This is a genomic window from Paenibacillus phytorum, from assembly GCF_013141715.1.
Taxonomy (GTDB): Bacteria; Bacillota; Bacilli; order Paenibacillales; family NBRC-103111; genus Paenibacillus_E; species Paenibacillus_E phytorum.
In genome coordinates, this window is sequence record NZ_WHOA01000248.1 from 43,643 (window position 1) to 57,399 (window position 13,757).

Here is a 13,757-nt window from a genome sequence, read left to right on the forward strand (position 1 = left end):
TGGAGCTTTCACCTTTACTCTAAATACAAGCTTTTCAGTTTTTCGCGCGCCTCGGAGGTCAAGCCGAGCACTTCTTCCATATAAGATTCCATCGTCCCATAGTTCTTTTTGATTTCGTTTAGTGCCGTAGTCAAGTACTCCTGTTTGACAGCCATCATTTCTCTAACCTTGGCAAGCTTGTCATTTCCTAGCTTCTCTTGGATCGAGCTAAGCACGTGCTCTATCGCTTCTTTCCGGTTGTTATTGCTTCTTAGGAAATCCTCCATAACGGTTTCCATCGGCACTTCTAGCGCAAGAAGCAAGATGGCTCCAGCAAATCCCGTTCGGTCTTTACCTGCTGCACAGTGCCAGAGCAGCGGACTGCCTTCTGCCTGCAGCACTAGATCAAAAAATCGACGAAAAGCATCCTGAGCCACTGGATCAGAGACAAACTGTATATACACGTTTTCCAGCCAATCTCCCTTGAACTCAGATATGTCCATTTTCATAATCATTGCAAACATTTCCTGTGGATTGACAACTCCACCAAATACGGAAAAATGGATGTCTTCCGCACCAGCAACGACTGGATTCGGCTTTACCTCTTGTTCACCTTCCGAACGGAAATCGCAAATATATCGCAAACCGTTTTCTTGCAGGTAAGCAATATCCTCTTCAGTCATTTCCGCCAGCTCTGCGGAACGGAACAATAGGTTGTGCTTGACTGTCCTTCCATCTGCCGTGCGATATCCACCTAAATTACGCAAGTTCGTTCTACGCTCGATTTCCTCTACTCTTTGTTTGTATGTCGTTTCCATGGTATCCTCCTGAATTTCTCCGATATTCCGCTTACTTCACGTTATTTTCCTTAGCCCAAACATCCAACTGTTTTTGCTTTTCGGCAATAATTTTGTCGATTCCAGCAGCTTTTAACTCAGCAAGGAACTTAGGCAGTTCTTTATCCGGATCGAAGGCTCCGTCCTCCAGCCCCAATCGGTACTGACTCACGACGTTGCTAACCGCGGCAACTTCTGTCTTCACCGAAGTGTTATCATACGTAAACCCAAGCGCTTTCGATCGGGTTGCACTCTCGTTGAACTTCTTCGTTTCCTGCCATACATTCTTGTCATTACCTTCCCATATATCGGCAAGGAACGAATTACCGAACATAAACCCTTGGTTCAAAGCGAAACCTGTATTATTCTCATCCACTCCAGCAGGGTAGCCGATAAAACCATCCTGCTTTTTGACATAATGCTTGCCTTCGATACCCCAAGAGAATAAGTTAACAATATCTTTGTCAGCGTACATCAGATTAAGGAACTGCATAGCTTTCTCGGGATTTTTCGAACCTTGGGAAATGCCCCACATCACGCTATTTACCGTACTTGTATTCGCGGCTGCTGGCGCAAGTTTGACCGCGGTCATTTCAGTTCCGACTATTTTCGACTGCTGTTCAGCAAAGCCCGGTTTCATGTGCGTGAGATTCCCAACTGCTTTGCCTGCTTTAATAATGATGTTTTCACTTTCTTTGTTTGTCACAACATCTTTAAGCATATATCCCGCTTGGTTCCATTTTCTCATGAGCTTTACCATGCTGGCGTATTCTGGAGTATCGTACCAGTTCACGACTTTCAGCTCGCCTTGACCATTATTCAGAAGCACACCTAAATCGTCGCCCAAAGAATCTCTAGTGCTAAAGGTACCGTATATGGAAGTAGTCCCCTTATTCGTCATAGGAGCTATGCTCGGCTCGTTTTCTTTGAGTGTCTTTAGTACACTTTCAAGATCGTCTAATTTTTTCACATTACTCAAGTCTATGTTGTACTTGGTTACTAAGTCTTTTCTCATAATAAAGCCGTAATCTTGCGCTAAATCACGAATGGTCGGCACGCCGTAAAGCTTACCCTTTACTTTAGGAGAATTTAGAAATACAGGCCCCAACGATTCTGAAACATCTTTGCCATACTTGTTAAGCAAATCATCAAGCGCAAGCAATTGTCCTTTTGCGATATAGCTGGAGTAAAACGCTCCCCACTCCACCATTAAATCGAGCTTTTCACCGCTAGTCATCATCAAATTCATTTGATTCACATAGGCACTGTAACTGATAGGCAGCAGCTTAACGGTGGCGTTGATTTTCTCTTTGGCAATTTTGTTAATCTCGTCATTTACCAACTGCATGTCTTTCGGAATTGCGCCTTTAACAGGAAATGCTACCGTGAGCTCAACTGGCGCTTCGGTCTTCTTCTCGTCCTGCTTCTTGGAGCTTGCTGAACCATTCTCGGAACCGCAACCTGAAACAATAACCGTCAATGCAACAATTGAACTTAAGAAACTCAATCTTTTCTTCATGGTTCTCTCCTTTTAATTGTTCTGTCCGACACAACTTCATTATAAGTACCGGGCAGAACTGTCACTACTCCGTTTTCGACTTTCCGCTTGTACCATTCCGACCATGCTGTTGTCGATAATCATTCGGGTTCATACCTGTCACGCTTTTGAATCGTTTGGAAAAATGCGCAAGATTCGAGTACCCGACATGTGCAGCAATGCTGCTGATCGACATGCCGCTTTTGGACAATAGCTCCTTGGCCATTCCCATTCGCTCCTGAACCAAATATTCAGTAACCGATATACCGGTTTCTTTCTTGAAGATGCGATCCAGATAATCCGGATTCAAATAGACATGATTAGCAATCTCCTCGCGTGACAGCTCTTGTTCATTCAAGTGGAGAGCAATATGATTTCTGACACGCTCCGCGACGGATTGCGTTTGTTCAACCGTATTCACGTATTGAAGAGATCTCTCCATAATGTGCTTGATCCATGCAATCGTATCCGTTACAGAACGCGTAGCACGCGGGGCAAGCTCCATCGATACGGCATCACTTAACAGTTCGCGTGCCTGAATGCCTTTCAGCATGATGACGTGATACAGCATTTGCAGAAAATCGTGATGAAACTGATGCAATACCCTCGCATCTAATTCCCCTGAATGCATCATGCTCTCCAAGTATCGCTCAACCTCTGACAACACTTTCGTCATTGAACCTTCTTTCAACATGACCGACCATACAGGCAGATCCGGCATTGCAACAGGCTTGGAGGATTGTTTTTTTCCGGATAGCATGAAAACTGTATTGTTGTAAGCAACATTGTTTTTCTCGAGACGAGACAGCTCGTGAACCATCGATGGCAGTTCGTGTACGAACGCTCGATTCCCAATGTAGCAGGAAATATCGCAATAGAAAAATGGTCTACAGGACGAGATGAAGGCTTCGCACTTTTGTTTCAATAGCTTCATCTCTGGCTCCGCTTCTTGATCCCAGGATACGATCGCTAGCAGGTTTCGGCTGCCCAGCAGCAGCACTTGTCCCTTCTCTTTGTGTTCAACGATCATTTCCTCAGCGCTATTTTGAATGGCATATTCCATAATCTTCTCATCGCGCAAACTCAACTCTTTATAAAAGCGCTGCACGCTGATCAGAACAGGCAAAAACCTCATTTCCTCTGAAAAAGGGATATTGCGTTCCGCGGCAGACTCTCGAATAGCTTCCAAATTTGAAGGAATGGTTTCATGCAAAATATCGAGCCAAAAGCGTTCTATCAGGATCGGCTGGTGCTGAACCCAGAATTGACCGTATCGGCTGTATTGCTGAAGCTCGCTCTCTTTATTGATCTTTGCCCCTGCTTTCACAATCACCTCTTCTAGTTGAGCAAGAGCAACAGGTTTCAACAAATAATCGAAGCAGCCAAGCTGAATGGCTTGCTGCGCAAACTTGAAATCGGCATGACACGTTAAGAAAATCGATTCCGTTTTCGGATAATGCTCCCGTACCCACGTCAAGAGCTCTAGGCCGCTGCCTTGCGGCATTTCAATGTCACAAAGCATGATATCGATGGGATGAGCTTCAAAAATCTCCTTCGCTTGCCTAATATTATAAGCCGTGTGGACGGTTGAAACCCCAAACGTCTCCCAGTTCAAATCTGATTTGAGTCCTTCCACGAACAGAATTTCATCATCCACAATGAGCATTTGCATTATAATCGCTCTCCTTTTCCCATATCCGGCTGTAATGGCAGCGTAATGACAATGACAGCACCTCCAGAAGCATGATTGGCAAATGTGATGTCAGATCGGCTCTGGTACAACAGCAACAGCCTTTGTTGAACATTCCAAATTCCGATATGCTCGCCTTGCGTACTCGTCATCTGTGTTCCGCTGCGAAATCCTTCCAGCATGTCCTCCGGAAAACCTGGTCCTGTATCTTGAATGGTTATTTTGAGTGAAGGGGCCGCGGCCGCATCATCAAGTTCCATATCGATCGTCAAAAGAACCGGTTCGTCCATCGTTACCGCATGCTTGATCGCATTTTCCACAAACGTTTGAACGACAAGCGGCGGGATCGGGGTACGCAGCAAATAGTCAGGAACATGAATCGTACACTGTAAATGATTCGGGAATCGCAGCTCCTGAATGCGCAAATAATTTCGAACGTGCTGTAATTCTTCTTGCACAGAGACGAAAGTCAAATTACTTCGGAACATATAGCGGAAATAGCCAACCAAACATTGCGCCATCTCTTCAATCAGTGCATAATTTTTGGCGCGCGCGAGCGTGTGCATAATATTAAGCGAATTCAAATAAAAGTGCGGATTGATTTGCAGCTGCAAATGCTGGAGCTCCGCCTTTTGCTTGTTCATCTGCTCTTCATAGACATGGATCCGCAATTCTTGAATTTGTGTCATCATCGTATTAAAGGTTTCATAAACAAGCTGAAACTCATCAGATGTCCTAAACGATGGAATCCGCATGTCCAAATTGCCGTCCTTTATCCGTTTCATCGCTGAAATCAGGCGATTGATCGGAATGAGCAACGTTTTTCGGAGAAGCAGCAAACAGACGGGCAACAGGATGAGAACTCCGATGAGAATGAAATTGACAATGTTTCGGAGGATCGGAAGATTTCTTAATATTTGTTCATCCGGTATGAGCGCAATCAGATTGAAATTCCCTACAGCCGACTTTTCGCCGACTACCAGATAACGATGATCGTCCCCGGTTAAATAATAGTGTTGAAGATTTTTATTTACATCGAGCCGGTTATCTTTGACAATTTCCGCATTCACCAAAGGCACGCCGTCATTCGTCGTAAATAAGGCTGCCCCTTTTTCACCTAGTCCGATGAGATTTAGCGGCATCATTAAATTGTCGAATAAAATCCATGTACCGACATACGTATCGCTCACCTTGATCGTACGCAGCAAGTAATATTTTTCTCCGATTTCCTGCACGTACCAACGATTGATCGGTAAATTAGGCGTTGCCTTTCCGGTTTCATCCTCAATAAAGTTTCTGACCGATTCTCGTTCCGCATAATTTGTAACTTCCCGAAATGCATTCATGTAAGATTGAGTGGGAGCCGAATAAATAAAAAAGCCGTCCACAGATTTGAAATTCAACATATTTTCGGTAATCCGGTTAGACAGTCTTCTTAAAGCGAAGTAGCGATCACTTTCCGAAACTTTGTTCTCAATGCCGGTAAAGTCGGCTTCGGCGATAGTTAAGCCCATTAAATACGATTCCGCGAACCGTAATTGTTCATCGATTTGTCCCATATACAAAGACATCATTTTTTTGTTGGAATCGGCCACTTGGCTCCGAACAACACCGATCGCATAGTAGTTGGTATAAATGAGCAGCAAGCTTAACGGTACTGTGATCAGCACCACGCCGACGATCAGCTTGAAACGAATGGAATTGAAAGGAATTCGAAAAAATCGGCCTGTCATGATTGCTCCCCCTTTTCATATTCTTCTCTAATCATTATTGACTGAATGAACGAATTAAAAAAGCCAGCAGTCTGCTGGCTTCTCCTATTTACTTGAATAATATATTTATTATAGTGACTGGACCGCAGAATCACTACTCCGTTTTTGACTTCCTGCTTGTACGATTTCGACCACTGCAATGCAAAAGGCTGCCAATGAGCGGAATCGCTGCGCCACAAATCCAACGCTGTTCAGCAAGCCTTTTCATGCTTTCCTAAAAGACTCCAATGTCGAAAGCTGTTCCAGTTTTATGACTTGAAAGCTTGGAGTTCCATCCTCTACATGTACCCAGAGAATGTGTTGAAAATCATGCAGATGCTCCCGATGCTTGCAGGCGCCTGTTCTACCCATTTGAATCCGATAGCTTTCTTGGCTTCCTGTGACCTCAAGATCGTGCAAATGCCCTGCAAACACTGTATGCCTGCGATCCTTCAATAGAGAGTCCAACCGACTGTAATTCGGATCATTGGTTTTCCATAACGGTCTGTGCATAATAACGAACGTCCAATCTACATCGATATGTTGCTCCAGCATTTGATGAATAAACTCAAACTGTCGTTCATCGATATGTGAAGTGTTTCCACCAGCTTCCTGCTCAGCATCAACCGGTTCTATAAGCTGAGCAAAGAAAGCTTGAATTTCAGCTTCCCCATTTACTGGATCATGTTGGACGAGCTGCTCCAAGTCTCTCATGATGGAAACATACTTATCTGCGATTGGAACAGGGGGGTCTTCCGTATTGACTATCAGAAATAGCATATTCGCGTAGCGAAAAGCATAATACTCTAGGCCGTAACGTTCCCTCCACACATCCATCATCAATTCGCTGCCACAGTCATGATTGCCGATGGCGCGGAAAAACGGAAGACGAAGCTGCTCAATATGCCGGTCGATCTCATCCCATTCCTGATGTGCCGTATTTTTATCCGACCTGTAGCCCTCAATTAGATCTCCCACGGAGAGAACGAAATCGGGAGCAAGCTGCTTCACCATGTCTAGTGCACCCTCAAATTCACCCTCCAATGCAAAGCCCGTGCGATCGCCGATTACAGCGAATTTGAACGATTTCTTTTGGGTGAGTTCGTTAAATTCCCCATGCCAAGGCCGCTTATCGGTCCTAAACCGTTCCTGATCATAATACTCTTTCATCCGCATTAACTCCTCTCTTTCGATAACACCTTATGGTTTCGAGTCAATGATTTGTTGTACTTGTGAGGCCATAGACTTGATCGCTTGATCGGGTGCAATCGAAGGGTCCATAAGCGCTTTTTTAAATTCATCCTGAATTTTGTTAGCAATTTCTGTGTAGCCCTTCATGACGGGTCTTGCCTTCGCATATTTAAGCTGTTCGTAGGCTGTGCGGTATTGAGGGGTTTTGGTCCAGAGCTGTTTGATTTGCTCGGAATCGACGGCTTCTTTCGTATTCGGGATATATCCAGTTCCTGCGCTCATTTGAGCTGCGTTGTCTTTTTGCAGCAAATATTTGATGAATTCGACCGAGGCCTTCTTTTGGTCTTCCGGCGCCTTGGCTAGCACAGTCAGGTTATATCCGTTCGTCGAAGCACCATATTGGGTACCTGCAGGCAGCATGGCGACGCCTAGCTCGAACTTGTCCTTAGCCGATTCCAACATTGTCGTCGTCACTGCGGAAGTCGAGACAATCATCGCTGTTTTCTGGTTTAAGAAATCATTATGCGCGGACGTATAGGAAGCCGTTCCCGTTCCTGCCGGCACCTTCATGTAACCGTTTTTGACCATATCCTGATAATACTTAATGACATCGATACCAGAAGTACTGTCGAATGCTACCTTCTTATGGTCGTCTGAGAACATCTTACCTCCCTGCTGCAAAACGCTCGTTTCGAATAAAATGACATCCATCGGCATCTGGAACCCGTAATTACCTGTGTTCTTGTCGGATAATTTAGTGGAAAACTGACGCAGTTCCTCCCAGGTTTTTGGTCCTTCTTCATTCAAACCGGCCTTACGAAGCATGTCTTTATTATAATACATCACCATCGTGCTGCGGTTATAAGGGATTCCAGCCAGCTTATCGCCAATCAGTGCGTTCCCGAAGAGACCTTCATGAATTTGGTCCAGTTCGTTTTTCTTAAAATACTTGTTCAAATCCTCCAACGTGTTCGCCAAAGCATACTCCCCGGTTTGGGTCGTAGCGAGCATTGCAAGAGCAGGTTGGTTCCCGGCTACAATGGAAGCCTGGAGCTTGGTGGACAAGGCCCCCGCATCAGAAAGATTGACACCCTTTACTTCAATGCCCTGCTGACTGCTATTGAAGCTATCCACAAGCTTCTGTAACTGGTTGCCGATAACGGTCTGCTGGGAATACCAGAACTCGATTGTCACCTTATTCCCTACTGCTGGCTTTGGACTAACTTGAATACTCGACGTGCTTGAATTTCCTTGTGCACAAGCAGTTAGACATACCATGACGATGGCAAGACAGAGAATCGACAACTTTTTCATCATTTTTTCATTCCTCTCCTAGATCCATTTATTATTTCAAGCCGCCATGAGTAAAAGCGGATTTGATTTGTTGATTTGCCGCAATATATAGCAATAATATCGGTGCGACAAGCAGCACATTACCGGCCATTAAAGTATTCCATTGCAGTCCGTCGGCGTCTTTTAATTTCATAATTCCTGCGGTTAGCGTTTGGAGATTTTCGCTGCTCGTCATAACCAGCACCCAGAATAGATCGTTCCAGTGAGCAATAAATACTAGTAAGGCGATTGTAACCAGGGTTGGTTTTGCATAAGGCAGCACTATGCTCCATACGATTCGCCACTCCGGTGCCCGGTCGATTTTGGCCGCTTCCAATAGCTCGTTCGGAATTTGTTTGAACGATTCCGTCAGTAGAAATATGGCCATCGACGAAGAGAGGAAGGGCACGATCAGCGCCGCGTAAGTATTGATCCATCCCAGCTTGCTGAGCAATAAATAGGTCGGTACAACCGTAACCTGCATCGGAATCATCATCCCGGACAAAATCAAAGCATACATCACTTTCGAGCCAGGAACCCGTTTCTTAGCAAACGTATAAGCAGCAGAAATAGAAACGATTAATTCCATTAGGACAATCCCTACAGAGACAAAAAAACTATTAAGGGCATATCGATCGAAGGGGCCTGTCCGCCAGACGTCAGCGAAATTTTTAACCATCCATTCCCTTGGCAGCCAGGTAGGTGGAAACGCCACGGTCTCGGGAATTGTTTTGAACGCTGTGATCACCATCCAGTTCAATGGAAAAATATAAATCAGACCCAACGCCAGCAATATCGGCATAATAATCCACCGAGCAGTGCCCCTTTTCACTGTGGCATCATTCAACTTGATTCACCTCGCATCTTTTATTGGTAATGGACTTTCGAATGCAATATCCCGAAATTCAAAAAGGTTATCGTCGAAACTAGTACAAACAAGACGACAGCTCCTGCCGAAGCATCCCCGAATCGATAAAATTCGAAGCCAGTTTGGTAAATCCAGTGCACCAAGACATTGGAGGAATTGCCTGGTCCTCCCCCAGTCATCACCTTGACGGAGTCGAACACCTGAAACGAACCGATAATATTCACAGTGAGCATAAAAAAGATCGTAGGCGACAGCTGAGGAATGATAATTTTATAGAACATAATGAAGGGACCCCCATTTTCGAGACGTGCCGCCTCCAACGTTTCACGAGGAATGGAACGCATTCCAGCAATGATCAGAATAATGTTGAAGCCTAGACTTTTCCAGATGGCCACTAAAATAAGTGACATCAGCGCTGTGTCCGGACTATCGATCCAAAGCAATTTAGGCAGTCCTAACGATTGCAGCCCCATATTGAGCAGTCCGGCGTCTTTGTCCATTAACCATTGCCAGAGCAAAGAGACGGACACAAGTGGAATAATGTGGGGTGAAAATACTGCCGTTTGAATGAAGCTATGGAACCAACCCGGACGGTCCAACATCACGGCCAATACCAGCGATAAGCTGCAGGATATAACGACTGTAAACGTCATGTAGATAAATGTATTGCCCAGCATCTGTAAAAAATCCTCTGAGCCAAACAATCGCACATAATTGTCAATCGAAACGAATGTCGAGGTTCCGCTTAACAAATCCACCTGATGCAGACTGAGATATAACACATAAAAAACCGGATAAACGGTAAATGCGAGACTTCCTATTAAAGCCGGTAGTAAGCATAAATATGCAGTGAAGTCTATCTTACGAAAGGACATCCGACCCCTCCTCTATTTTCGCCCCAAGGGACCTATTATTCATGGGTCAACAACAAATTTCGAAGATTTTGCTTCTTAACGGCCGTTAAACCAAGCCCCTTCTCCAGGAATCCTTCTATCGTTCCATATTGAAGGTGAATCTCATCGAAAGCTGCTTGCAAATATTCGGGACGAACCTCAAAAAGAAACATAAGCGAGTCGTCTTGGTTTGTTAGATTCGGCTGTACGGTACGGATCAGCTTCTTATACAGGCTATCTTTATATAGATTTGTCAGCAGATAATCTTCCATAATCGTCTGTTCCGGCACGCCTAACGCCATCAATAAAATGGCAGAACCGAACCCTGTACGGTCTTTCCCGGCAACACAATGCTGTACGACAGGAACTCCTCTCTCACTGAGGAGCTGTTGGAACAAGGTGGCAAACTCCTTTGTATGATTTAAGACATAATTTCTGTTTGCCAGAATCAATCTTTCACTGGGTTCAAGTGATTCGGTGGTAACGATTGGGATGCGGACTCTGCGAACGTTACCCCATTCCGGATAGGAGAACATACTTTCTACTTCATCACCTCGATAATCGCAGATCAATTGAATGCCGCATTGCTTCAAATAAACGTGATCGCGCTCTGTTAATTCAGAGGGGATGCATTGTTCCGAACGAAATAACAAACCCCATTTGGTATAGCGTCCGTCTTCCGTCCTATAACCCCCTAAATCGCGAAGATTAGCCATTCCATCAAGCGGCAAACGGCGTTCCGCTACCGTGCGAACCGCACCATGCTGAGACTTCAGATGGTAGTACGTTCTTTGTCCGGGATTCGGATCTTGAAAAACCAGCGATGCCGCTAAAGCAGATTCATCCGTTAACTTTGAACCCAGTTGTTGAAAATGTTCCGGTGACGGGCTCCAAAATACTTCCACGCGTCCGAGTTCTTGGGTGCTTCGCCAAGATAGTTTCAGCTTTTTGTTATCGATTCGATCGAGTTGCACTTGTAAGAATGGGTTTTCCATGAATAAATTTAACTCCTCTTTTATATGTGTACAACGTTGTATACATGTAACTATACATGCTATTTGTAAAACAGGTGTTAACTCTAATTAAAGAAAATATGAAGAAAGGAAGACCTATCCATTTCAGTTGCAAAAGGGGAACCCTGCGGTGTACAATTTCAATAGCCGCGAAGGAAAGAGGAATTTTTCATGTCCAAAAAATCACTAGAGTCTATCGCCTATCAATTAATTCGAGAGAAGATCGTTAACTGCGAATACTTACCTGGTACCATGCTATCCGAGAATGAACTAGCAAACATATTGAATATGAGCCGCACTCCTATTCGCTCCGCTCTATCCCATTTGGAGTCCGAAGGATTAATCGTCTCCTTCCAAAAACGCGGTATTCAAGTGAAAGAAATTTCATATAAAGAAGTCATCGATATGTATGAGGTCGTGCTCTCCATGCTAACGCATACATTGGATCAAGTAGTCTTACGAGGTTATTCTTTTCCTGTGGAATTATTAGAAGATTTGTTGAATCAGCAAATACAAGCCAGCAAGACTAACGATTATCGTAAATATATAGAATACTCCCTTCTGTTTCGACGAGCGGTCATTTCCGCCTGTAATAATGAAGCGATGCTGCAAACCATGGATTCAATTCGTGATAAAATGATCATGAAGTCAGTCGCTCATTGGACACAAACTCCTCATCTGGAGCACTATTCAGCGAACCAAATTAACGAGTCGGCGTTTAAAGCCATTCGATTAGGACATATCGAGGAGGCAAAACGGATATTTATCGATGCCTTTGACCGCTTGAGAGGTAGGACTATGCTGGAGTGAGAAGAGTTTAACATTATAGCCCACACAAAAAGCATCGCGTGAATCGCGGTGCTTTTTGTGTGGGCTATTTACCAAAATAATTTGCTACATCCACGGATACGTTAACTTTAGATTCTAACGTCGAATTTCACTCTTCCACTCCCCTTTATTTGTTCTACCATCACTTTGAAGGATTGCATACCCGTTGGCCAGGTTCATCCGTCTAAAAGTTACAGTTGTGCTTGGGGGAGAATTAGAAATCGAGTTATTTTACTTGTTTCCAACGGTCATAGGCCGCCTGATAGATGCCAACTGCTTCGTCCATTTTCATTTTCTTAATCGTATCTACATACTTATCCCAGTTCTGCAGCGGCTCGTTTCCTAAAATGAATTTCGCTTCCATCTGATCGATATACGTATTCAAATCAGCTTCGAGCGTGGACAGACGCTTCTGCTCCTCCTGCGTAAAGTAAACCGACGGATAGCCGTTTCTTAGGTAAGGCGTGTAGGACTGCTTCACTTCTTTGTCCAGATTGGATACGTGCGCCAGGTCAAGCTTTAAAATAAAGTCCGAATCGACGATGCCCGGAAGCACAGTGCCGGCGCTTGGGGTTATTTTACCACCGCGGAATTCTTCCGTGTTCTTGTATCCTTCCGGGAGAATTTTGCTCCATTTCGTCTTGCCGGCATCGCTCCACTTCCAGCCGACGCCCTCCAGTCCTTGAGAAGCGAACGCACCGCCCTCCGGGGAATACAAGTAATCGACCCATCGCATCGTCGCTTCCTGATGTTTATTCTTATTCGTAATCGCGAATGTTCCTCGGGTGATACCGGGGCTCTTCGGCCACATCTTGGTCGAGTTCGTGCTGCTCGTGAGCGGTGGCAGCGCCATATAATTATAGCTGTCTTCTACCGTGGAGACGAGATACGCCCCAGCATTGGAGAAAACCCCGATCCTCCCACCGTTTCCTTTTGCCACCATCTGCTGATTCGTCTGCGTAAAAGCTTCCTCGTCCAACAACTTATCCTTCGTCAGCTTGTTCATAAAGGTAAGGTATTGCTTATACCCTTCCTGAACGGCTACATAGACGACTTTGTCCTGAATGACATCGACTCTGTTGTTGACAAAGCCAAACGAGCTTAACAGGCTTATCCGCAGCATCGGAAGCGTCGCTTTATCGAAAGACAGCGGGATTTCGTCCGCTTTGCCGTTCTTATTCGGGTCCTTATCTTTGAAGTCTTTCAACACCTGATACAGGCCGTCGATCGTCGTCGGAGGCTGCAGGCCTAAGTTGCTCAGCCATTGCTTATTCAGCCACAGCTTCGCCAACGCCTGATCCCTGGGCACGTTGTTGATTTGCGGCAGCGCATAAATATGCCCGTCGATCGTCGTGATCGAGCGCTTCAAATCCGGATTCGTATCGATCAGCTTCTTGACGTTTGGCGCATATTTCTCGATCAAGCTTTCAAGCGGAATAAGCACGCCCTGCCCGCCGTAAGTAATTTCGTCATTAACGGTGAGATTGCCTCCGAAAAACAGATCGGGGACTTCCCCGCTCGCGAATGCCAGATTTTTCTTCTCGTTATAGCTGTCCGACGACGGCGTGTCGAATTTGAAGCCGATGTTCGTCAATTTTTCCATTTCCTGAAAAAATTGCAGTTGATCCCACGAGCCTTGAATAGCCGCTTTGGAGCCAAGCAGATTTAAGGTAATTTTCTCTTTGACCACGGGAAAACCCGAGGCATTCAAATTGACAGGCGCACTAGCCTTCCCTTGATTTCCTTCGCCCGTAGGAGCCACCTGTTCCTTGGAGCAAGCTGTTAGCAGTGTACCAACTAACGTCAGTGACAAACCGATCATGACATGTTTTTGCATGA

11 protein-coding genes are annotated in these 13,757 nt (G+C 45.1%); 1 reads left to right on the top strand and 10 read right to left on the bottom strand.

Translation table 11 applies throughout. The annotated features are described in order from the left end of the window. Positions 1–14: 14 nt before the first annotated feature. The 9 genes from GC098_RS37380 to GC098_RS37420 form a co-directional block, all read right to left on the bottom strand. Entirely contained in the window at positions 15–797 is a 783-nt protein-coding gene (locus GC098_RS37380; protein WP_171649393.1) for a tyrosine-protein phosphatase, read from the bottom strand. A gap of 31 nt (positions 798–828) precedes the next feature. Next, positions 829–2,334 (bottom strand): ABC transporter substrate-binding protein, encoded by a 1,506-nt coding sequence (locus GC098_RS37385; protein WP_171649394.1) that lies wholly within the window; start codon positions 2,332–2,334, stop codon positions 829–831. Between the two features lie 64 nt (positions 2,335–2,398). Then, positions 2,399–4,024, bottom strand: coding sequence for a response regulator transcription factor (locus tag GC098_RS37390; protein ID WP_216625572.1), 1,626 nt, complete (start codon positions 4,022–4,024; stop codon positions 2,399–2,401). Beyond that, positions 4,024–5,775, bottom strand: a complete 1,752-nt coding sequence (locus GC098_RS37395) for a sensor histidine kinase (RefSeq protein WP_171649395.1) — start codon at positions 5,773–5,775, stop codon at positions 4,024–4,026. Before GC098_RS37395 ends, GC098_RS37390 begins: the two co-directional genes overlap by 1 nt. A gap of 243 nt (positions 5,776–6,018) precedes the next feature. Further along, a complete protein-coding gene (locus GC098_RS37400; RefSeq protein ID WP_171649396.1) occupies positions 6,019–6,963 on the bottom strand; it encodes a metallophosphoesterase family protein in 945 nt (314 codons plus the stop codon). A gap of 30 nt (positions 6,964–6,993) precedes the next feature. Next, positions 6,994–8,301 carry an ABC transporter substrate-binding protein gene (locus GC098_RS37405; RefSeq protein ID WP_171649397.1) on the bottom strand — a complete coding sequence of 436 codons (1,308 nt, stop codon included), beginning with the start codon at positions 8,299–8,301 and terminating at the stop codon, positions 6,994–6,996. A gap of 28 nt (positions 8,302–8,329) precedes the next feature. After that, positions 8,330–9,163, bottom strand: a complete 834-nt coding sequence (locus GC098_RS37410) for a carbohydrate ABC transporter permease (protein ID WP_171649398.1) — start codon at positions 9,161–9,163, stop codon at positions 8,330–8,332. A gap of 20 nt (positions 9,164–9,183) precedes the next feature. Continuing rightward, positions 9,184–10,059: a carbohydrate ABC transporter permease gene (locus GC098_RS37415; protein ID WP_171649399.1), complete on the bottom strand. Its 876-nt coding sequence runs from the start codon at positions 10,057–10,059 to the stop codon at positions 9,184–9,186. 35 nt (positions 10,060–10,094) lie between these two features. Continuing rightward, complete coding sequence (locus GC098_RS37420; RefSeq protein ID WP_171649400.1) at positions 10,095–11,072, bottom strand: tyrosine-protein phosphatase; 978 nt, start codon at positions 11,070–11,072, stop codon at positions 10,095–10,097. 189 nt (positions 11,073–11,261) lie between these two features. Here GC098_RS37420 and GC098_RS37425 point away from each other — a divergent pair, with 189 nt between their 5' ends. Next, on the top strand, positions 11,262–11,900 hold the full coding sequence (locus GC098_RS37425; RefSeq protein ID WP_171649401.1) for a GntR family transcriptional regulator: 639 nt from the start codon (positions 11,262–11,264) through the stop codon (positions 11,898–11,900). Between the two features lie 244 nt (positions 11,901–12,144). Here GC098_RS37425 and GC098_RS37430 read toward each other — a convergent pair whose 3' ends face one another. Next, complete coding sequence (locus tag GC098_RS37430) at positions 12,145–13,755, bottom strand: extracellular solute-binding protein (RefSeq protein ID WP_171649402.1); 1,611 nt, start codon at positions 13,753–13,755, stop codon at positions 12,145–12,147. Between the last annotated feature and the right edge of the window lie 2 nt (positions 13,756–13,757).

What these genes read in the sequence shown, in the direction of transcription:
- GC098_RS37380 (WP_171649393.1), bottom strand. Translation starts at nt 797, where the DNA reads ATGGAAACGACATACAAACAAAGAGTAGAGGAAATCGAGCGTAGAACG.
- GC098_RS37385 (WP_171649394.1), bottom strand. Translation starts at nt 2,334, where the DNA reads ATGAAGAAAAGATTGAGTTTCTTAAGTTCAATTGTTGCATTGACGGTT.
- GC098_RS37390 (WP_216625572.1), bottom strand. Translation starts at nt 4,024, where the DNA reads ATGCAAATGCTCATTGTGGATGATGAAATTCTGTTCGTGGAAGGACTC.
- GC098_RS37395 (WP_171649395.1), bottom strand. Translation starts at nt 5,775, where the DNA reads ATGACAGGCCGATTTTTTCGAATTCCTTTCAATTCCATTCGTTTCAAG.
- GC098_RS37400 (WP_171649396.1), bottom strand. Translation starts at nt 6,963, where the DNA reads ATGAAAGAGTATTATGATCAGGAACGGTTTAGGACCGATAAGCGGCCT.
- GC098_RS37405 (WP_171649397.1), bottom strand. Translation starts at nt 8,301, where the DNA reads ATGATGAAAAAGTTGTCGATTCTCTGTCTTGCCATCGTCATGGTATGT.
- GC098_RS37415 (WP_171649399.1), bottom strand. Translation starts at nt 10,059, where the DNA reads ATGTCCTTTCGTAAGATAGACTTCACTGCATATTTATGCTTACTACCG.
- GC098_RS37420 (WP_171649400.1), bottom strand. Translation starts at nt 11,072, where the DNA reads ATGGAAAACCCATTCTTACAAGTGCAACTCGATCGAATCGATAACAAA.
- GC098_RS37425 (WP_171649401.1), top strand. Translation starts at nt 11,262, where the DNA reads ATGTCCAAAAAATCACTAGAGTCTATCGCCTATCAATTAATTCGAGAG.
- GC098_RS37430 (WP_171649402.1), bottom strand. Translation starts at nt 13,755, where the DNA reads ATGCAAAAACATGTCATGATCGGTTTGTCACTGACGTTAGTTGGTACA.